Here is a 19569-nt window from a genome sequence, read left to right on the forward strand (position 1 = left end):
GACTACTGGTCCCGCAGTTTGGCAGTCAGCGCGGCAAGTCCGCGATGTAGCGCGACCCGCACCGCGCCCTCGCTCATCGAATATTTCACCGCCGTGTCCTTGATCGACGTGCTGTCGACCGCGATCGACTGCAACACGTCGCGCTGGCGCTGCGGCAGCGTATTGAGCTGGCTGGCGACTTCGCCGGCCGAGACCGTCTCCTGCGGCGCCTCGCCCGGCAGGGTCTCGGCGAAATCGTCGATGTTGACGAAGATCCGCCTGCCCCGTCGCCGCAGCATGTCGATCAGCTTGTTGCGGCCGATCGCAAACAGCCACGGGGCGAAGGGGGCTTCGCTGTCCCAAGTGTGCCGCTTCAGATGCACCGCCAACAAAATCTCCTGCACGATATCCTCGGCCTGGTCGGGAGGCTGCCCGGCCCGAGCCAGGCCGCGCCTCGCGGCAGCGCGCAGCACAGGCGTGACCGCCTTCAACAGGCGATGATACGCCGCGTCATCGCCTGCCATGGCCGACCGCATCAGGCCGGTCCACTCGTCCTCACGTCCGCGCACGCGCGCCCCTCACCATGCAATTCGGCCGCTCTTTCAGTTTGTTACGCTGGCATCAGCCAGATCACGAATTCGTGATCTTGCTTGGCCACGCGACCGATGCGGCCGTCAGGATCTGCGACGGCTCATAACACCGATCGGTCCAGTCCGCACCCCGCGGCCGGCTGCGAAGGCAGCGGTTTTGCCGCGCTTTTGCCCGGTGTGGCCCGAAGATTCCCATTTTCTGCCCCGCTGTGGTCACGCCCCAGGGTCTCTGTTCAGTCCCGGGACGGGCGGAATTTGGGGAGATCGTCAACATGATGAAAGCCAGCGGGCGCGCGGCCCTGATTCTCCTGGCCGGGCTTTTCTTGCTGTTCGGGGGCGTTGCACAGGCGGCGCCGAATTCAGCCGCAAGCAGCAAGTCGGACAGCGCGGGCAAACAGGCCGACACGGTCAAGCCGACCAAGCAGCGGCATCACACGTCGCGTCACCGCGACAACACCAAGACGGCAGAAAAATCCGACGACAAGGCCGACAAGAAGGACGCCGCGGCAACGGCCGATGAGACGAAGGCCGACAATCGTGACGCGCCGACCTCGAGCCAGATGCCGCCGGAAATCGCCAACGCCAACGCGCAACTCGCCGCCGCCGATACGCCGACCGCGGCTGCCGCTTCCGCAATGACGGGCCGGGCCAACGACAACGTCCAGGCCGCGGCCGATAATACCGCCGCCCCGAACGCCGAGAGCCAGGTCGTCGCACCCGATCAGCTCAACGACATCGACCGCGCCCTGCAACAGGACAACACGCCGGCGCAGAGGGCGGTGATCGACGCGCAGCCGCGTCCGGCGCCGGTGATGGCAAGCAGCCAGCAGAGCTCGGCCTGGGACCAGAGCTCCCTGATCGGAAAAATCTTCATCGGCGTCGGCACGCTGCTGACGCTGGCCTCCGCCGCGCGTATGTTCATGGCGTGATTTTGGCCTGATCGCCGGCCCGCGGGACCTGGTCCGGAACGCGCATCTGGCCGCGTGTTCCGGCCGTCCTCGCGCCGATGGCTTTGCGGCCTCTTGAAGCCCACCGCGCGAGCGGGCACATTGCCCGCTCAACCAAAAGCGTGGGTGGAGCATGAGCACGTTCGAACACATCATCGTCGAAAGCAAAGGCGCGGTCGGCATCATCAAGCTGAACCGGCCGAAGCTGCTCAACGCGCTCTCCTTCGGCGTCTTCCGCGAGATCGCCGCGGCCGTCGACGATCTCGAAGCCGATAACGCCATCGGCTGCATCGTCGTGACCGGCAGCGAGAAGGCGTTTGCTGCCGGCGCCGACATCAAGGAGATGCAGCCGAAAGGCTTCATCGACATGTTCTCGGAGGATTTTGCCGCGATCGGCGGCGATCGGGTCGCGCGCTGCCGCAAGCCGACGATCGCCGCGGTCGCAGGCTATGCGCTCGGCGGCGGCTGCGAGCTCGCGATGATGTGCGACTTCATCATCGCCGCCGACACCGCCAAATTTGGTCAACCCGAAATCACGCTCGGCACCATCCCCGGCATCGGCGGCACCCAGCGCCTGACCCGTGCGATCGGCAAGTCCAAGGCGATGGACCTTTGCCTCACCGGCCGCATGATGGATGCGGCCGAAGCCGAGCGCAGCGGCCTGGTCAGCCGCATCGTTCCCGCCGACAAGCTGATGGACGAGGTGATGGCCGCGGCCGAGAAGATCGCCGCGATGTCGCGGCCCGCGGTCGCGATGGCCAAGGAAGCGGTCAACCGCGCCTTCGAGACCACGCTCGCCGAGGGCATGAGCGTCGAGCGCAACCTGTTCCACTCGACCTTCGCACTGGAGGACCGCTCCGAGGGCATGGCGGCGTTCATCGAGAAGCGGAAGCCGGTGAACAAGAACAGGTAAAGGCAGGCGAGCGGTCAGCCTGGTGTAAGGCTCTGCCGCTTTCCCGCAGAATCCCTGTGACGTGCCTGCAACAAGCACGGAATACATGGGGGTTTCCCCCGCGGCAGTTTGCCTGCGGGACCTCGGCTGGTTAAACAGCTAAGAGAGCCGCCGTCGGCGGGGGCGGACAGCCGGGATTTGCGGGATTACATGATTGGGCGTGCCGCCAGAGCTGGTCGCGTGATGACGCGGCATCGATCGGGCGTGGCTCCTGTGCTCGCGACATGGACCACGCTGGCGCTGTGTTGCGCCCTGCCCTCGGCCGCACGGGCGGAAGCGCTGCCGGAGGCGCTCGCCAAGGCCTACCAGACCAATCCGCAACTCAATGCCGAGCGTGCGCGGCAGCGCGCCACCGACGAGAACGTGCCGCAGGCGCTCGCCGGCTACCGGCCACAGATCGTGGCAAGCCTCAGCGCCGGGTTGCAGTCGGTGCGCAACCTGCTGCCCGACAACACCATCCAGACCGCCAATCTGAAGCCATGGATCATCGGCGTCACCGTGTCGCAGACCCTGTTCAACGGTTTCCGCACCGCCAACAACGTGCGCGCCGCCGAACTCCAGGTGCAGTCTGGCCGCGAGGCGCTGCGCAACGTCGGCCAGGGTGTGCTGCTCGACGCGGTCACCGCCTACACCAATGTCCTCGCCAACCAGTCGCTGGTCGAGGCGCAGCGCTCCAACGTCGCCTTCCTGCGCGAAACGCTCTCGGTCACCCAGCGGCGCCTCAACGCCGGCGACGTCACGCCGACCGACAGCGCCCAGGCCGAGGCGCGGCTCAACCGCGGGCTTTCCGATCTCAACGCCGCGGAAGTCGCGCTGGCGGTGAGCCAGGCGATCTACGCGCAGGTGATCGGCAATGCGCCGTCGCAGCTTCGGGCCGCCGAAGTCGTCGACCGCTATCTGCCGAAGAGCCGCGAAGACGCGCTGACGATGGCGATCCGCCAGCACCCAGCGGTGATGGCGGCGGGCTTCGACGTCGATGTCGCCTCCACCAACATCCGCGTCGCCGAAGGCGCGCTGCTGCCGAGCGCCAGCGTCCAGGGCAGCGCCAGCAAGAGCCGCAACAACGACCCGACGCTCGGCACCTTCGCCGAAGATCAGGCCTCGATCGTCGCCAATGTCACCGTGCCGATCTACGACGGCGGCCAGGCCGCCGCACAGACCCGGCAGGCCAAGGAAATCAGGGCGCAGAGCCGGCTCGTGCTCGATCAGGTGCGCAACCAGGCGCGCACGGCGGCGGTCAGCGCCTGGGTTGCCAATGAAGGCGCCAAGATCGCGGTCTCGGCTTCGGAGTCCGAAGTGAAGGCGGCGACCGTCGCGCTCCAGGGCGTGCAGCGCGAGGCCGCCGGCGGACAGCGCACGACGGTGGATGTGCTGAACTCGCAGGCCGATCTGATCCAGGCCAAGGCCCGCCTGATCGGCGCCAATCGCGACCGCGTGATCGCTTCCTACACGCTGCTCAGCGCCGTCGGCCATCTCGACGTCAAGACCTTGAGCCTGAACACGCCGGACTATCTGCCCGAGGTGCACTACCAGCAGGTCCGCGACGCCTGGCACGGCCTGCGCACGCCATCGGGGCAGTAGTTTCAATCGTCTGGCTTGGTGCCGATGAAAAGCCGCCGCATCCATCTGATGGGAGCCTCCGGCTCCGGCGTGACGACGATCGGCCGCGCGCTCGCGAGCCGGCTTGCGCTGCCGCATCACGACAGCGATGATTATTTCTGGCTGCCGACGGCGCCGCCCTACCAGACCACGCGCCCCGCTGCCGAGCGTCTGCGCCTGATGCGCGAGATGTTTCTGCCGCGGCTCGATTGGGTGCTGAGCGGAACGGTCACCGGCTGGGGCGACGAGTTCATCCCATTCTTCGATCTCGTCGTCTTTGTGACGACGCCGCGCGAGCTTCGCTTGCAGCGCCTGCGTGACCGCGAGGCTACGCATTTCGGAGCGGATGCCGTCGCACAGGGCGGCTGGCGTCATGAGGAGGCGGAGTCGTTCGTCGACTGGGCCTCGCACTACGAAGCCGGCGATCGCGAGGGTCGCAGTCTCGCAAGAGATGAGGCGTGGCTCGCGAAGCTGCCCTGCCCGGTCGTGCGCGTCGACGGCTCACGCCTGCTTGCGGACCTCGTCGAGCAGCTATGCAGCGAAGCGCAGCGGCTGCCGGGCTGATGTGATACTGTCACGATGCCACTGCCAAATAATAATACAGGGAGAGAAACCATGCTCAGCCGACGCAGCGTCCTGCTTGCCTCCCTTGCCGCCGGAGTTGCCATGTCGAACAAAGCCCACGCACGTGCCGCGCAGCCCGCCACTCCGGTCAATTTCGACGTCCCGGCCCATGCCTGCGACTGTCACACCCACATCCATGGCGATGTCGAAAAATTTCCGTTCTTCGCGGGCCGCGTCTACACGCCGGAACCGGCTTCGCCGGAGGAGATGGCCGCGCTGCACAAGGCGCTGCATATCGAGCGCGTGGTGATCGTGACGCCGAGCGTCTACGGCACCGACAACTCGTCGACGCTGTTAGGCATGAAAGCGCGTGGCGCGGCCGCGCGCGGGGTGGCCGTGATCGACGACAAAACGACCGAGGCCCAGCTTGACACGATGCAGGCAGACGGCTTTCGCGGTGTCCGCCTCAATCTCGCGACCGGCGGCGTCAACGACCCCAATGTCGGCCGGCCGCGCTTCACCGCCGCAGTCGAGCGCATGAAGGCGCGCGGTTGGCACGTGCAGCTCTACACGACGCTTCCCATGATCTCGGCGATCAAGGACCTCGTCGAGACGGCGCCAGTACCCGTTGTATTCGACCATTTCGGCGGCCTTGAGGCCTCGCTTGGGCTGGAGCAGCCGGGATTTTCCGACCTGGTCGCGCTGGTGAAATCCGGCAAGGCCTATGTCAAGATTTCCGGCGCCTATCGCTCCTCGAAGCTCGCGCCCGATTATCAGGACATGGTGCCCTATGCCCGCGCACTGATCGCGGCGAATGCGGACCGCATCGTCTGGGGCACGGACTGGCCGCATCCGGATTCGAGCCGTGTCGAGGGACGCAAAGCCACCGACATCGCGCCGCTCTACCAGATCGACGACGGCCGCCTGCTCAACCAGCTTCCGGTGTGGGCGCCGGATGCAGATGTGCGCAAGAAGATCCTGGTCGACAACCCGGCGCAACTCTACGGGTTCTGAGTCGCGCCAAGCGCAATTCGGTTCAACGACCGCGACACGGTTCCACAATGAGGCGTGGAACTGTTGTCGCGAAGGCACAAACTCGTTGGACTCACACGAACGTGTTTGTGCTCTCGTCCGTTTCTCACCCTTCTGGTTGAGGCGGCGATTCTTTTTCGGGGCTACGCACACGCACAGATTTCATTTGTTCGTGCGGGTGCATGCCTTTATCGCATTATCTTGCCGCGCTTTTTTCCGGCATTGGAATTGGTTTCACCGTGGCCGCCCCCATCGGACCGATGGGCATGCTGTGCATACAGCGCACATTGGCATCCGGCATGGCCACGGGCCTCGCAACCGGCTTCGGCGCCGCGACCGTGCATCTCACCTACAGCGCTCTCGCGGTTTTAGGACTGGGCTCGCTGGCACAGCCCCGGGTCGAGGCCAATGCCGCCGGCTTCGGCACCGTCTCGGCGCTCACGCTGCTGTGGTTCGCGATCCGGACCCATCGCGGCTCGGTCGCGCTCCAGACGACCGACGTCGTCGACAACGTGCATCTGGCGCGGGCCTATCTCAGCGCCATCGCGCTTGGGTTCACCAATCCGCTGACCGTCATCCTGTTTCTGGCTGCGCTGCACGCCTTTTCAATGCAGACCGCGGCAGCCCCGCTGATCGCCGGTGTCTTCGTCGGTTCCGCGATCTGGTGGACCGTGCTCAGCACGATCGTGGCAATGGCGCGGTCACGGCTGACGCCGCGCATGCTGTCGATGAGCAGTCGGTTGGCCAGCTTGATGCTGCTGGGCCTCGGCACCATGATGCTGGTGCGGATCGCGCAGCGGATGCTGTGATTGGCGGCGTCAGCGTGCGCGGCGGGAGAAGAAGGAGATCAACACCGGCAGCGTCACCAGGATCACGATAGGGGCGAGCATCATGCCTGTCACCACGACGACCGCAAGCGGCTTCTGCACCTGCGAGCCGATGCCTTCCGACAGCGCGGCCGGCAACAGGCCGATGCCGGCGACGACGCAGGTCATCAGCACCGGCCGAAGCTGCAATTCGCCGGTGCGTATCACCGCGGTCATGCGGTCCATGCCCTCTTCGATGAGTTGGTTGAACTGCGACAGGATGATGATGCCGTCCATCACGGCGATGCCGAACAGCGCGATGAAGCCGATCGCCGCCGAGACACTGAAGGCGGTACCTGTGATCAAGAGACCGAGCACGCCGCCGAAGATGGCCATCGGAATCACGCTCATGGCGAGCAGCGTGTCGGTCATCGAGCCGAAATTGAACCAGAGCAGGACGCCGATCAGCGCCAGCGAGATCGGCACCACGATCGACAATCGCCGGATCGCGTCCTGGAGATTGCCGAATTCGCCGACCCAGTCCATGTGCGCGCCGGGCGGCAGTTGCACCTGAGCGGCGATCTTCTGCTGCGCCTCGCGGATGGCGCTGCCGAGGTCGCGTTCACGTACCGAGAACTTGATCGGCAGATAGCGCTCCTGCTGCTCGCGATAAATGTAGGCCGCACCCGAGACGAGGCTGATGGTGGCGACCTCGCTCAGGGGGATCTGCGTGACGGTGCCGTTCGGTCCGGGCGCACCGATCCGCAAATTCTGGATCGCCTCGGCGCTCCTGCGGAATTCCGGCGCAAGACGAACGATGATCGGGAAGTGGCGGTCGCTTCCTGCCTCGTAGATGTCACCGGCGGTGTCGCCGCCGATCGCGACCTTGATGGTGGCGTTGATGTCGCCCGGCGCGAGGCCATAGCGCGCGGCCTTGGCACGGTTGATATCGATCTGGATGGTCGGCTGCCCCAGTGAGGTGAACACGGCAAGGTCGGTGACGCCCTGCACGGTTGATAGCACCGACTTGATCTTGTTGGCGGTGTCGGTCAGCGCCTGGAGATCGCTGCCGAACAGCTTGATCGAGTTCTCGCCCTTCACGCCGGAAACGGCTTCGGAGACATTGTCCTGGAGATATTGCGAGAAGTTGAACTCGACGCCGGGGAAGCGATCGTCAAGCTGCTTGAGCAGTTGCGCGGTCAACTCTTCCTTGTCGCGGGTGCCGGGCCATTGGCTGGCGGGCTTGAGGGGCGCGAAGAACTCGGCGTTGAAGAAGCCGGCGGCGTCGGTGCCGTCATCGGGGCGGCCGTGCTGCGACACCACGGATTCCACTTCAGGCCGCGCGCGGATCACCTTGCGCATTTCGTTGACGTAGGAGTTGCCTTCCTGAAGCGAGATGGTCGGCGGCAGCGTGGCGCGGATCCAGAGATTGCCCTCCTCCAGCTTCGGCAGGAATTCGAGGCCAAGCAAGCGGCTGAGCGCAACCGTCATCAGTACGAGGCCGAACGCGCCACCGAGCATGATGCCGCGGTTGGCGACCGCCCAATGCAGCACCGGCATGTAGATCCGATGCAGGATCAGCATCACCCTGGTCTCGGTCTCATGAACATGCGCCGGCAGAATGATCGCCGACAGCGCAGGAGTGACGGTGAACGTCGCAAGCAGACCGCCGGCCAGCGCGTAGGCATAGGTCCGGGCCATCGGTCCGAAGATGTTGCCCTCGACGCCGGAGAGCGTGAACAGCGGCAGGAAGGCCGCGATGATGATGGCCGCGGCGAAGAAGATCGAACGAGAGACATCGGCCGCCGCGCTGAGGATGGCGTGGCTTTTCATGCCGAACAGCGTCTCGGACGACATCTGCTCGGATTCCGACATCGGCGTCGTCTGCGTCAGGCGCCGGAAGATCGCCTCCACCATGATGACGGTGGCATCGACGATCAGGCCGAAATCGATCGCGCCGACCGACAACAGGTTCGCCGATTCCCCCGTAGCACCAGGATGATCACCGCGAAGAACAGCGCGAACGGAATGGTGGCGCCGACGATCAGCGCACTGCGGAGATCGCCGAGGAATATCCACTGCAGCAACACGATCAGCAGAATTCCGATCACCATGTTGTGGAGCACAGTGTGGGTCGTGAGGTCGATCAGGTCGCCGCGGTCATAGATGCGCTCGATGCGCACGCCGGGCGGCAGGATGCTGGAGTCGTTGATGGTTTGAACGAGTTGGTGGACGCGCTTGATGGTTGGCGAGCTCTGCTCGCCGCGGCGCATCAGGACGATGCCTTGCACGATGTCGTCGGACTCATCGAGGCCGGCGATGCCGAGACGGGGCTTCTGGCCGACGGTGACGGTGGCGACGTCCTTGACCAGCACCGGATTGCCGTTGGTCTGCGAGACCATGGTGTTGGCGAGGTCGTCGATCGAGCGGATCAGGCCGACGCCGCGCACCACGGCCGATTGCTGACCGATATTGACGGTGTTGCCGCCGACATTGACGTTGGAATTGCCGACCGCCTGGAGCAATTGCGGCAGCGTCAGGCCGTTGGCGACCAGCTTGTTGAAGTCGACCTGGAGCTCGTAGGTCTTGCTCTTGCCGCCCCATCCGGTGACGTCGATCACGCCGGGCACGGCACGGAAGCGCCGCTGGAGAATCCAGTCCTGGATGGTCTTGAGGTCGAGCACGCTGTAGTTCGGCGGGCCGACGAGACGGTAGCGGAAGATTTCGCCAATTGGACTGAGCGGCGAGATCTGCGGCTGCACATTGCCGGGCAGCGGCGCGAGCTGCGCCAGGCGGTTCAAGACCTGCTGCAACGCCTCGTCATAGGTGTAGGCGAAAGAGAACTGCAGTTTGACGTCGGAAAGCCCGTAGAGCGAGATGGTGCGAATGGTCGTCACGTTCTTCAGACCCGCGACCTGGGTCTCGATCGGAATGGTGATGTAGCGCTCGATCTCCTCCGCCGACAGGCCCGGGCTCTGCGTCACGATGTCGACCATCGGCGGAGTCGGATCGGGGTAAGCCTCGATGTTGAGCTGGTTGAACGCGATCAGGCCGCCGATGAGGACGGCGACGAACATCCCGACCATCAGGAAGCGCCGGTTGACGGCAAGGGCGACGAGGCGATCCATTCAGGTCTTCAGCTTGTCTTTTCCCGGCCCGTCGATCAGCTGCCGGACGCGGCGCGGTCGATGAACAGGCTGCCTTTGGTGACCACCTGCTCGCCGGGCTTGAGATTGCTGGTGACCTCGACGAGATTGCCATTGATGAGACCGATCTTGATCTCGCGCAGCTCGACCGACTTGTCCTCGCGTGCCACCCAGAGGCGGACCTTGTCGGCTTCGTAGATCAAGGCCTGCTTCGGTACCGCCGGCGCGGCGCGGTCGCCGGACGAATAGATCGTTACGTTGGCGAACATCTCCGGCTTCAGCAGACCGTCCTTGTTGTCGATGGTGGCGCGGACCAGCAGGCGACGGGTGTTCGGATCGATCGCGGCGGCGACGTAGTTGACCTTGGCGGTCAAGGGGCGGCCTGGCAGCGCCATCACGTTGACGCTGATGTCCTGCCCGACGCACACGGCAGCCGCATCGCTCTCGCGCACGAAGGCGGTGAGCCAGACGGTGGAGAGATCGCCGACCACGAAGACCGGATCGCTGGCGCCGGAATTGACGTACTGGCCGGGGCCAATTTTACGCTGCACGACCGTGCCTGCGATTGGCGAATAGATCGTGACTTCCGGATTGATGACGCCTTTGTCCTGGAACGCCTTGATGGTCTCGTCGGTGAAGCCGAGGATCCGCAGCTTGTTGCGCGCGGCTTCCAGCGCTGTCGCCGAGGAGCGCATGTCGTTCTGCGCTTGAACCTGGGTCGCTTCCGCCTGCTGATAGTCCTTCAGTGGGATGGCATGGCCCTCGTAGAGGTCCTTGGCGCGCTTGAACTGGATATCGGCAAGATCGATCGCCGACTTGGCCTTGTTCTGCGAGCTCATCGCTGCAATGAAATCGTTCTGGGCCTGCACGGTGTCGGCGGCCTCGATCGTGAACAGCGGTTGGCCTTGCTTCAGCACCTCGCCTGGCTTGGCGAGCAGCTTGGTCACCCGGCCTGCATAGGGTGAAAACACCGGCGTCGAACGGTCCTCGTCGACTGCGACCTTGCCCTCGGTGACATACTCGGCGCGGAAGGTCTTGGCCTTGACCGGCTCGATCGTCAGCGTCGCCCATTCGGACGGCGTCGGCGTGAAGTTCTGCGCATTTCTGCGCGATTGGCTGGAGATCTCGGAGTGGCTCTTCTCCTTGGCTCCCGCATAGAGGAAGCCGTAGGCCCCGGCACCGGCAAGAGCTAGTAAAACTACGGATGTAATTACCCGTTGTTTTGTAAGCACCTGCAATCGCTTGGTATTTTCAACTACCATGGGGCCCGGTCATGTCTGCGATGATACCGGCGGATGCCTGCGTCATCGGTCGCGCTAATAGTGCCGAATTGTGATTTCAAACAACCTAAAAAACGCCGGGCGCCTTTCAGTTTGCGTTAAAAATTTGCGACACGTCAGCTTCACGTCAGCTTATCGCAGGCCACTCTGCCGGATGACTGCCGAGCGGCATCGCCGGACGGCTCCATTGCGCCGGCGTCTTCGACAGCAGTGCCGAATGGCGCACCGCCTTCAACGTGCCGAAGCCAGATGGCATGCCCTCGATGAATGCAGCATGTACGGCCTCGCCCGTAATATCCGGGGTATTCAGGCCCTTTTCGAGCCGTCCGAGATTCCACAGCCAGCGCCCGGTCTGCGCCAGCGACACGCGCACGTGCCAGCTGCCGCCTTCGCGGGCCTGGCGGGCCTTGGCCATCATCGCGCCGAACGCCATCAGATAGCCGGTGGCGTGGTCGAGCATCTGCGCCGGCAATTCCTTCGGTCCATCGATGCCGGCAGCCTGTCCTTCGGCATGGTTGAACCCGGTCGTGGTCTGCACCAGCGAATCGAAGCCGCGCCGTTCAGCCCAGGGACCGGCATGGCCATAGGCTGACAGCGTTACGTAGACGATGCCGGGGTTGATTGTCGCTGCGTCCTCCGGCGTGAAGCCGAGAGCGGCAAGCGCGCGCGGGCGATAGCCTTGCGAGAAGATATCGGCGTCTCTCAAGAGCTCGCGCAACTGCGCACGCCCGGCCTCGCTTTTCAGCTCGATGAAGGTGGTGAGCTTGCCGCGCCCGGTGTCGATGGTCAGCCACGGAATGGCCGGCAGTTCGGGGCCTGACACGAGCAGCACATCCGCGCCATGCGCGGCGAGCGTGCGGCCGGCGACGGGCCCCGCGATGACGCGAGAGAGATCGAGCACGCGCAGGCCTGCGAGCGGGCGATCGCCTTTTGGCAATCGTTGCGGCCATGGCTTCGGCGGGGCCTCGCCGATCTTCTCGATCGAGACCAGCGGCAATTCGGCGAGCGCGCGGGCCTGCGGCAGCGCCGACCATTCGTCGTACGAACGCATCAGGGCAACGACGCCGCCCGCGGCGTAGGTCGCAGTCTCGAAATCCTCGCTCTTCCATTGCATCAATGCGGCCTGCACCTTCTCGCGCTCGGGTTCGCAGCCGAGCACCTTGCAGACGGCGTCGCGATGATGCGGGAAATTGGTGTGGCAGCGGACGAAGCGGTTGTCGCCGGTTCTGTAGACGCCGGCGATGGCGTCCCAAGCGGGCGGCGGCGGCTTGTCGTCGACGCGCAAGTAGCGCTCGGAGCGGCATTCGGCGACGGCATGGCGCAGGTCGACGCTGACGTCCTGCGCTTCGCCGCTGCGCAATCTCCAGATTTCGGCGGCGGCAAGGCCGGCGGCGGCGATCGTTGTCTGGCCGGCAATTGCGACGCGAAATGAGGACGGGATCTGCGGCTCCTCGCCCGTCAGCCGGACGCGCGCGAGCGCGGCGGCGTCACCGCCAGCGGGGGTCCAGATGTTGCTGAGAATCTCGGTGGGGCTTTGCATGACCCTTCTCTCCCTTTAGTTTGCGACCATCGCATTAGCACACAAGGACATGCAATGGCCGCCATCGATCCTCTCACCGCAGGCGCCGTGTTCATCGCAACGGCGGCCACCGACGCGGTCTATGTCATGTTCACCTCGGCCGTGATCGCGCGCAAGCGCGTGCCCGCGGCGAACTGGAGCGCGGTCTGGTACATGCTCTCCTCCTATGCGGTGATCAGCTACACCGAAAACGCTTTCTATGTGGCTTTCGCGGCGATCGGCTCCTGGGCCGGCGCCTACGTCTCACTGACATTCCTGCACCGCCCGCCCGGCGGCCCGCCGGTGGGGGCGGCACCGGAGTGAGGGCCGCTGTTTCCACACGGTCATTGCGAGCGAAGCGAAGCAATCCAGAGTCTTTCCGCGGTGGCAGTCTGGATTGCTTCGTCGCAAGAGCTCCTCGCAATGACGATGTGGAGGCTTTTGGGCATCTCTCGAAACAGCTACACTAGCTGCGACCAACAAAAAAGGAAAACCAACCAATGGATCTCGGTCTCAAAGGCAAGAACGCCATCGTACTTGGCGGGACGCGCGGCATCGGGCGGGCGATTGCGGCGACGCTGGCCGGCGAAGGCAGCAATGTCGCGGTGTGTGCACGCAACGCGGACCAGGTTGCCGCCACGGTTACGGAGTTGAAGGCCAGCGGGATCCGCGCGACCGGCGGTCCGGTGGATGTCACGGACGGCGCGGCACTGAAATCCTGGATCGAGAATGCTGCAAAGGAGCTTGGCGGCATCGACATGCTGTTCTCTAACGCGGGCGCAATGGCACAAGGCCATGATGCCGCGTCGTGGGAGCAGAATTTTCGACTCGACCTGCTCGGCGCCGTGCACGCGTTCGACGCCGCGCGGCCGTTCCTCGAGGCTAGTGGCGACAAGGGTGGCGACGCCGCCTTCGTGATCATCTCATCGATCTCCGCGGCGCAAGCGGACACGGCGAGTTCCTACGGCCCGATCAAGGCTGCGTTAATCCACATGGCCAAGGGGCTGGCACGGCAGTACGCGAAGAAGAAGATCCGCGTCAACGTGGTCTCGCCAGGCACGGTCTATTTCAAGGGCGGCGTCTGGAATACGATCGAGCATAACATGCCCGAGCGCTACAATGATGCGATGAAGCGTAACCCCACCGGCCGCATGGCGACGCCGCAGGAGATCGCGAGCGCAGCGGTGTTTCTGGCGAGCCCGGTGTCGGGGTTCACCACGGGCTCCAATCTGGTGGTGGACGGCGCGATCTCGAACCGGGTGAATTTTTAGAACAAACTCGTCATTGCGAGCGTAGCGAAGCAAATCCAGTATTTCTCCGCGGTGACAGTCTGGATTGCTTCGCTGCGCTCGCAATGACGGGGCGAGAGGGCGCGGCCCCCACCCTCAATGAAAATCCCGCGACGGCGGCAGGATGCGGACATTGCGGGGATGACGGATTTTTTGCGCGGGCGCATCCGTGTGGGCGCGGGGGTCGTCGTTGAGCGGTTCGACCACGGTGGCGCCTGCCGGCACCGGATGCTTGCGGCCGAGGGCGTCGTTGGCAAGGCCGACCAGATCGTGCGAACGGTCGATCATCCGCTGGGCGATCAGATGCGTCACCTTTTCGGGACTGCTCTGGATGTAGCCCTCGACCAGGATGAGGCGTGCGCCCATCACCTCCTTCCGGTACTGCTCCATGATCTTCGGCCACACCACGACATTGGCGATGCCGGTTTCGTCCTCCAGTGTCATGAACACGACGCCGCTGGCGCTGCCCGGCCGCTGCCGTACCAGCACGACGCCGGCACAGCGGACACGGCGCCGCTCGTTGTCGTGATTGATGTCCTTGCAGGCGACGATGCGCTCGCGCGTAAACATCTCCCGCAAAAATTCAATCGGATGGCCTTTGAGCGAAAGGCGAATGGTCTGGTAGTCCGCGACCACCTGTTCGGCGCGCGGCATCACCGGCAACGGCCTGGCGTGCTCGTCCGGCTGCTCGCGTGCGGTGGCCACCTCGAACAGCGGCAGCGGCACATCGTCGGGCAGGCGCCGCACCTGCCACAGCGCCTCGCGGCGATCGAGCCCGAGCGAGCGAAACGCGTCGGCATCGGCAAGCAGGATCAGCGCGCGCTTGGGCAGTCCGGTGTCGCGGGCGAAATCTTCCAGCGAGGTGAAGGGCCGGCGGTTGCGCGCGGAGACGATGCGGTCGGCCCAGTCGGGCGCTCTCTCCACACGGTCATTCCGGGACGCGCCTCTTTTCAGCCTTTCCTCATCCTCATCGAGCCAATGAAAACCGTCGATCTGGCGGAAGCCCAGGCGCACGGCGCAATATTTGCTACTTCCTTCTTCCAGCGTGTTCTGCGCAAAACTGTAGGACACATCGATATCGCGCACCTCGACGCCATTCTTGCGAGCGTCGCTGACGATCTGCGCCGGGGCGTAAAAACCCATCGGCTGCGAGTTCAGGAGGCCGCAGCAGAATGCATCAGGGTGATAATGCTTCAGCCATGAGGAGATATAGACAAGCTGCGCGAAGCTTGCGGCATGGCTCTCCGGAAAACCGTAGCTGCCAAAACCCTTGATCTGTTCGAAACAGTTCCTGGCAAAATCAGGCGCATAACCGCGTGCGATCATGTTGCCGATCATCTTGTCTTCGAACTTGCCGATGGTGCCGACATTGCGGAACGTTGCCATCGCACGGCGCAGGCCGTTGGCCTCCTCGGCCGTGAACTTCGCGGCCTCGATCGCGATCCGCATCGCCTGCTCCTGGAACAAGGGCACGCCGAGGGTCTTGTGCAGCACTCTGTAAAGCTCGTCCTTGTCGCCATGCTCCGGTGACGGCGATGGATAGTTCACTTTTTCCAAGCCGTTCCGCCGCCGCAGATAAGGATGCACCATGTCGCCCTGGATCGGACCAGGCCGCACGATCGCGACCTCGATGACGAGATCGTAGAAGGTCCGTGGCTTCAGCCGGGGCAACATGTTCATCTGGGCGCGGCTCTCGACCTGGAACACGCCGAGCGACTCCCCGTCGCACAGCATGTCGTAGACTTTGGAATCATCCTGCGGGACGCTCGCCAGCATCCAGCGTTCGCCCTTGTGCTGCTCGATCAGATCAAAGCACTTGCGGATGCAGGTCAGCATGCCCAGCGCGAGCACGTCGACCTTCATCATGCTGAGTGCGTCGACATCGTCCTTGTCCCATTCGATGAAGGTGCGATCGTCCATCGCGGCATTGCCGATCGGCACATAGGTGTCGAGCCGGTCCTGCGTGAGCACATAGCCGCCGACATGCTGGGACAGATGACGGGGGAATTCGATCAGCTCGGTCGCGAGCTCGACTGCGAGGTTGATCATTGAATTTTGCGGATCGAGGCCGGCCTGCCTGACCTGCATGTCGTTGAGGCCCTTGCCCCAGCTTCCCCAGACGGTGTCGGCAAGGGCCGCGGTGACGTCCTCGGTCAGGCCCAGCGCCTTGCCGACGTCGCGGATGGCGCTGCGCGGGCGATAATGAATGATGGTGGCGATGATCGCAGCGCGATGGCGGCCGTAACGGCGATAGACATATTGCATCACCTCCTCGCGCCGCGAATGCTCGAAATCGACGTCGATGTCGGGCGGCTCCAGCCGCTCCTTGGAGATGAAGCGCTCGAACAGCAGATCGACCTTGGTCGGGTCGACCGAGGTGATGCCGAGCACGTAGCAGACCGCCGAATTCGCCGCCGATCCCCGCCCCTGGCACAAAATGTTCTGGCTGCGGGCGTAATGCACGATGTCGTGCACGGTGAGGAAGTAATGCGCGTATTTCAGATCGGCGATCAGCGCGAGTTCTTTCTTCAGGGTGGCGCGCAGCTTGTCGTCGATCTTGCCGCCGAAATATTTGTCGACACCGGCCCAGGTCAGATCCTCCAGATGCCCCTGCGCGGTCTTCCCCGGTGGCACCGGCTCATCCGGATACTGGTATTTGAGCTGGTCGAGCGAGAAGGTGATCTTGTCCGCAAAGCGCATGGTCTCCGCGATAGCTTCGGGGAAATCGCGGAACAGCCGCGCCATCTCCCTGGGCGTCTTCAGAAATCGCTCGGCATTGGCTTCCAGCTTCCGGCCGACCGCCTCGATCGTGGTCTTTTCCCGGATGCAGGTCAGAACGTCCTGGAGGGGACGGCGCGCGGGGTGGTGATAGAGCACCTCGTTGGTCGCAAGCAGCGGCACTTTTGCTTTTGCGGCGAGATCATCGAGCTGCGCGAGGCGACGGCGATCGTCGCCGCGATAGACCAGACTCGCCGCCAGCCACACGCCCTCGGCGCGACTTGCCTTCAGCTTGGCGAGGATGTCCTGCGCTTGCGCCGCATCGAAGCGATGCGGCAGCGTCAGGATCAGGAGCTGGCCTTCGGAAAACGCAAGGAGATCGGCGAAGGTGAGATGGCATTCGCCCTTCGCGATCCGCGTGATGTCGTCGCCGCGCTTGCCCCGGGTGAGAAGCTGGCACAGCCGGCCATAGGCGGCGCGGTCACACGGATAGACCAGGATATCCGGCGTGCCGTCGATGAAGACGATGCGGGTGCCGATCAGAAGCTTCGGCTTGTGCAGCACCTTGTCATTGTCGAGCTCCTTGTAGGCACGCACCACACCGGCGAGCGTGTTGTGATCGGCAATGCCGATCGCGGGAATGCCCAGGATGCTGGCCTGGTGTACATAGTCGCGCGGATCCGAGCCGCCGCGCAGGAAGGAGAAATTCGTGGTGATGCCGATCTCGGCATAAGCGGGCGTGTTCATGCGAAGAGACCGTGCACATACCAACCGGGAGGAGCGGGCTTGCCGTCGTCGTCGAAGCACTCCCCCTCGTAAAGACCGTCGCGAAAGATCCAGAAGCGTAGGCCTTCGGCATCCTCGATACGAAAATAATCCCGTGTCAGTTGCTTGCCGTCCTGCCGCCACCATTCCATGGCGATGCGCTCGGGGCCCTCCACCCGCACCACCGCATGCTGCGCGCGGCGCCAGGTGAATTGATGCGGCGGCCCGTCGGGCACGGTCGCGAACGGCACATTGATCGGCTCAGGCTTGTCGAACAACCGCAACGGACGCAGCGGCGGCTCACCCTCGGTGCGCGCGGGCCATTCGGCCTGCATGGCCACGGCGAGATGATGCTGGGCAGGCGCCGCCAGCACCGCACATTCAGGGATATGGGTATCCTCAGGCAGGTGCACGACGACGCGCTTTCCGCCGATGCGCGCGGCGATGCGGTCGATCAGCGCGGCAAGCTCGTCATTGTCGTGGACATGGGCGTCGAGATCGCGCTGCTCCTGCACCACGATCTCGGTGCGGCTTGCCGACAGCCGCACCATGTCGAAGCCGAAGCCGGGATCGAGGGGATCGGCGAGTGCATCGAGACGCTCGCGGAACAGCCGGTCGACGACCGCGCTCCGCGTCACGGGACGTCCGGTTTCGACCATGATGGCGCGCACCGCGCCGTCGGTACGGAAGAATGTGGCTTCTAACCGTCGCGCGCCCTTGCCCTGCTTCTCCATCGACGCGATCAGCGTGTCGGCGAGGCGCGACAGCGTCATCGCGATCATGGTGTCGGTCGCGATCGGCTCGGCAAAGCGTTTCTCTACGATGTAATCGGGCAGCGGCTTTCGTGGATTGATCGGCGCATCGCCCTGTCCCAGCGCGTGCGCAAGCAGCGTGGAGAACCGCGCACCGAACCGCGCCGTGATTTCGCTCGGCGTGCGCGAGGCGACATCGCCGATGGTTTTCAGGCCGGCGCGGCGCAGGCCGGTGCTGATGGCCTCACCCGCACCAAGCGCGGACACTGGAAACCGGCTGATTGCCGCCGCCTCCCCGCCATTGGCAACGATGCTACCGGATGCCTGCCGCGTCAGCGTGCGCGCGCAGACCGAGGTGCCGGCGATCGCCGCGCTGACGGCAAAGCCCTGGCGATCGAGGGCACGGACAAGGGTTTGCAACAGCGTAGCCTCGCCGCCGAACAGATGCGCGCAGCCGGTGATGTCGAGGAACAGCCCGTGCGGCGGATCGAGCGCCACCAGCGGCGTGAAGCGGTCGCACCAGTCGGCGATGTCGCCGATCGTCTTGGCATCGGCCACGGCATCGGCATCGAACACCTTTAGATCCGGACACATCGCCCGGGCATTGGCCAAGGGCTGGCCGATATGCAGCCCGAGGCGCTCGGCGGCCTCGTCCAGCGCATGGATCACCAGCGCGTTGCTGTCCTTGGCGACGACGATGCTGGGCTCATTGTTTTTATGCAGTCCGACGTTGCCGAAGAACCGCTGGATCCGGTCGATAGGCAGGCGCGGCAGCCACAGGCTGAGGATACGTCGACGATTCAGAGAACTGGCACTCATCACATTTCCATTCCATGATCCACCGGCCGCACGGGCCATGACGATTGCGCAAGAGCTCGGCATCGAAGCGCGGCGCGCCCCAGGCGCTCCACATCGCGCCCGGCGGCGAATGCGCCGCGCGCAGCATCCATCTGGTCTCCGCGGTCGATGGCAAAGGTTGTGCGGCCATCCGCAGCAGCAAGCCGGTGACACCGGAAGACTGCGCAGCCAGCGTCAGCTTGCGGCTCGCCACAAGATCGAACTGCCTGGTCTCACCCCAGAGCTCGAGCACGACGGCGCCCAGCGCGTCGCAGGCGAGCGCATCGGCCGACGTGCGCAACGCACTCTCCACGTCGGCGGCGCGCACCATCACCATACGGCGCGGATCGAGACCGATCTCGGTGAGCCCGCTCATCGACAGCGCACCGGTTTCAATTTCTGAAAAATCCTGCCGCACCCACAGCAGCGGTTTGCGTGCCGTCATGCGCCCCGCAAGTCCGGTGACAAAGCCGGTCGCGGCCGCGCCCTGACGTCCTTCGCAAAATACCTCGTGGATTGCCGCGCGTGCGAGCCCGCCCTTTAGCGCGCTGTCGGCCTCGCGATGGCCGAGCGCGACACGGTCGCGATGATGCACGACCTCCGCCGTCTCGATGCGCTCGATCTGGCCGCGCAAGGCTGCAAGCGCGCTTGTTCGTGCGCCGCTCATATACGCCGCTCCTCAGGAGTGATTGCCGGTGGCTCTCAAAAAGAGAACCAGCGGCTAGCTCATTTGTTCATGATATGTTCTAATATAA

At 64.4% G+C, this 19569-nt stretch carries 14 protein-coding genes and 1 pseudogene; 8 read left to right on the forward strand and 7 right to left on the reverse strand.

Annotated elements, in window-relative coordinates; all coding sequences use genetic code 11:
• Positions 1-2: 2 nt before the first annotated feature.
• Positions 3-548: a sigma-70 family RNA polymerase sigma factor gene (locus tag AB3L03_RS06520; protein ID WP_085352255.1), complete on the reverse strand. Its 546-nt coding sequence runs from the start codon at positions 546-548 to the stop codon at positions 3-5.
• Positions 549-841: 293 nt separating this feature from the next.
• Between AB3L03_RS06520 and AB3L03_RS06525 the strand changes: the two genes are divergently transcribed.
• The 6 genes from AB3L03_RS06525 (at position 842) to AB3L03_RS06550 (ending at position 6472) form a co-directional block, all read left to right on the forward strand.
• Complete coding sequence (locus AB3L03_RS06525) at positions 842-1498, forward strand: hypothetical protein (protein WP_018456893.1); 657 nt, start codon at positions 842-844, stop codon at positions 1496-1498.
• 151 nt (positions 1499-1649) lie between these two features.
• A complete protein-coding gene (locus AB3L03_RS06530) occupies positions 1650-2429 on the forward strand; it encodes an enoyl-CoA hydratase (RefSeq protein WP_018456894.1) in 780 nt (259 codons plus the stop codon).
• 222 nt (positions 2430-2651) lie between these two features.
• A complete protein-coding gene (locus AB3L03_RS06535; RefSeq protein WP_204510676.1) occupies positions 2652-4049 on the forward strand; it encodes a TolC family outer membrane protein in 1398 nt (465 codons plus the stop codon).
• 24 nt (positions 4050-4073) lie between these two features.
• Positions 4074-4631 (forward strand): hypothetical protein, encoded by a 558-nt coding sequence (locus AB3L03_RS06540; protein WP_018456896.1) that lies wholly within the window; start codon positions 4074-4076, stop codon positions 4629-4631.
• A 51-nt stretch (positions 4632-4682) separates the two neighbouring features.
• Positions 4683-5645, forward strand: coding sequence for an amidohydrolase family protein (locus AB3L03_RS06545; protein WP_368508363.1), 963 nt, complete (start codon positions 4683-4685; stop codon positions 5643-5645).
• 257 nt (positions 5646-5902) lie between these two features.
• A complete protein-coding gene (locus tag AB3L03_RS06550) occupies positions 5903-6472 on the forward strand; it encodes a LysE family translocator (protein ID WP_231188709.1) in 570 nt (189 codons plus the stop codon).
• A 9-nt stretch (positions 6473-6481) separates the two neighbouring features.
• Here AB3L03_RS06550 and AB3L03_RS06555 read toward each other — a convergent pair.
• From AB3L03_RS06555 to AB3L03_RS06565, 3 genes and pseudogenes are all read right to left on the reverse strand, one after another.
• Positions 6482-9597: pseudogene (locus tag AB3L03_RS06555) on the reverse strand (efflux RND transporter permease subunit).
• Positions 9598-9632: 35 nt separating this feature from the next.
• On the reverse strand, positions 9633-10877 hold the full coding sequence (locus tag AB3L03_RS06560) for an efflux RND transporter periplasmic adaptor subunit (RefSeq protein WP_085352249.1): 1245 nt from the start codon (positions 10875-10877) through the stop codon (positions 9633-9635).
• Between the two features lie 145 nt (positions 10878-11022).
• Positions 11023-12435: a CoA transferase gene (locus AB3L03_RS06565; protein WP_368508364.1), complete on the reverse strand. Its 1413-nt coding sequence runs from the start codon at positions 12433-12435 to the stop codon at positions 11023-11025.
• 54 nt (positions 12436-12489) lie between these two features.
• Between AB3L03_RS06565 and AB3L03_RS06570 the strand changes: the two genes are divergently transcribed.
• The gene (locus tag AB3L03_RS06570) at positions 12490-12777 is read left to right on the forward strand and encodes a hypothetical protein (protein ID WP_007593600.1); all 288 of its coding nucleotides are present in this window, start codon (positions 12490-12492) and stop codon (positions 12775-12777) included.
• 176 nt (positions 12778-12953) lie between these two features.
• A complete protein-coding gene (locus AB3L03_RS06575) occupies positions 12954-13724 on the forward strand; it encodes an SDR family NAD(P)-dependent oxidoreductase (protein WP_018456902.1) in 771 nt (256 codons plus the stop codon).
• Between the two features lie 114 nt (positions 13725-13838).
• On the opposite strand, the gene AB3L03_RS06580 is transcribed toward AB3L03_RS06575, so the two are convergent.
• Genes AB3L03_RS06580 through AB3L03_RS06590 form a run of 3 tightly spaced genes read right to left on the reverse strand, consistent with a single transcriptional unit; the run spans position 13839 to position 19481 of the window.
• A complete protein-coding gene (locus AB3L03_RS06580; protein ID WP_018456903.1) occupies positions 13839-17207 on the reverse strand; it encodes an error-prone DNA polymerase in 3369 nt (1122 codons plus the stop codon).
• Complete coding sequence (locus AB3L03_RS06585) at positions 17204-18796, reverse strand: DNA polymerase Y family protein (protein ID WP_018456904.1); 1593 nt, start codon at positions 18794-18796, stop codon at positions 17204-17206. The genes AB3L03_RS06580 and AB3L03_RS06585 overlap by 4 nt, the downstream gene beginning before the upstream one ends.
• On the reverse strand, positions 18693-19481 hold the full coding sequence (locus AB3L03_RS06590; protein ID WP_018456905.1) for an ImuA family protein: 789 nt from the start codon (positions 19479-19481) through the stop codon (positions 18693-18695). The genes AB3L03_RS06585 and AB3L03_RS06590 overlap by 104 nt, the downstream gene beginning before the upstream one ends.
• Between the last annotated feature and the right edge of the window lie 88 nt (positions 19482-19569).

Source organism: Bradyrhizobium lupini, from assembly GCF_040939785.1.
Lineage (GTDB): Bacteria > Pseudomonadota > Alphaproteobacteria > Rhizobiales > Xanthobacteraceae > Bradyrhizobium > Bradyrhizobium canariense_D.

Excerpts from the sequence above, each read along its gene's own strand:
- AB3L03_RS06540 (WP_018456896.1), top strand. The coding sequence starts at position 4,074 with ATGAAAAGCCGCCGCATCCATCTGATGGGAGCCTCCGGCTCCGGCGTG.
- AB3L03_RS06590 (WP_018456905.1), bottom strand. The coding sequence starts at position 19,481 with ATGAGCGGCGCACGAACAAGCGCGCTTGCAGCCTTGCGCGGCCAGATC.
- AB3L03_RS06585 (WP_018456904.1), bottom strand. The coding sequence starts at position 18,796 with ATGAGTGCCAGTTCTCTGAATCGTCGACGTATCCTCAGCCTGTGGCTG.
- AB3L03_RS06535 (WP_204510676.1), top strand. The coding sequence starts at position 2,652 with ATGACGCGGCATCGATCGGGCGTGGCTCCTGTGCTCGCGACATGGACC.
- AB3L03_RS06545 (WP_368508363.1), top strand. The coding sequence starts at position 4,683 with ATGCTCAGCCGACGCAGCGTCCTGCTTGCCTCCCTTGCCGCCGGAGTT.
- AB3L03_RS06565 (WP_368508364.1), bottom strand. The coding sequence starts at position 12,435 with ATGCAAAGCCCCACCGAGATTCTCAGCAACATCTGGACCCCCGCTGGC.
- AB3L03_RS06580 (WP_018456903.1), bottom strand. The coding sequence starts at position 17,207 with ATGAACACGCCCGCTTATGCCGAGATCGGCATCACCACGAATTTCTCC.
- AB3L03_RS06560 (WP_085352249.1), bottom strand. The coding sequence starts at position 10,877 with ATGGTAGTTGAAAATACCAAGCGATTGCAGGTGCTTACAAAACAACGG.
- AB3L03_RS06575 (WP_018456902.1), top strand. The coding sequence starts at position 12,954 with ATGGATCTCGGTCTCAAAGGCAAGAACGCCATCGTACTTGGCGGGACG.
- AB3L03_RS06525 (WP_018456893.1), top strand. The coding sequence starts at position 842 with ATGATGAAAGCCAGCGGGCGCGCGGCCCTGATTCTCCTGGCCGGGCTT.
- AB3L03_RS06530 (WP_018456894.1), top strand. The coding sequence starts at position 1,650 with ATGAGCACGTTCGAACACATCATCGTCGAAAGCAAAGGCGCGGTCGGC.
- AB3L03_RS06570 (WP_007593600.1), top strand. The coding sequence starts at position 12,490 with ATGGCCGCCATCGATCCTCTCACCGCAGGCGCCGTGTTCATCGCAACG.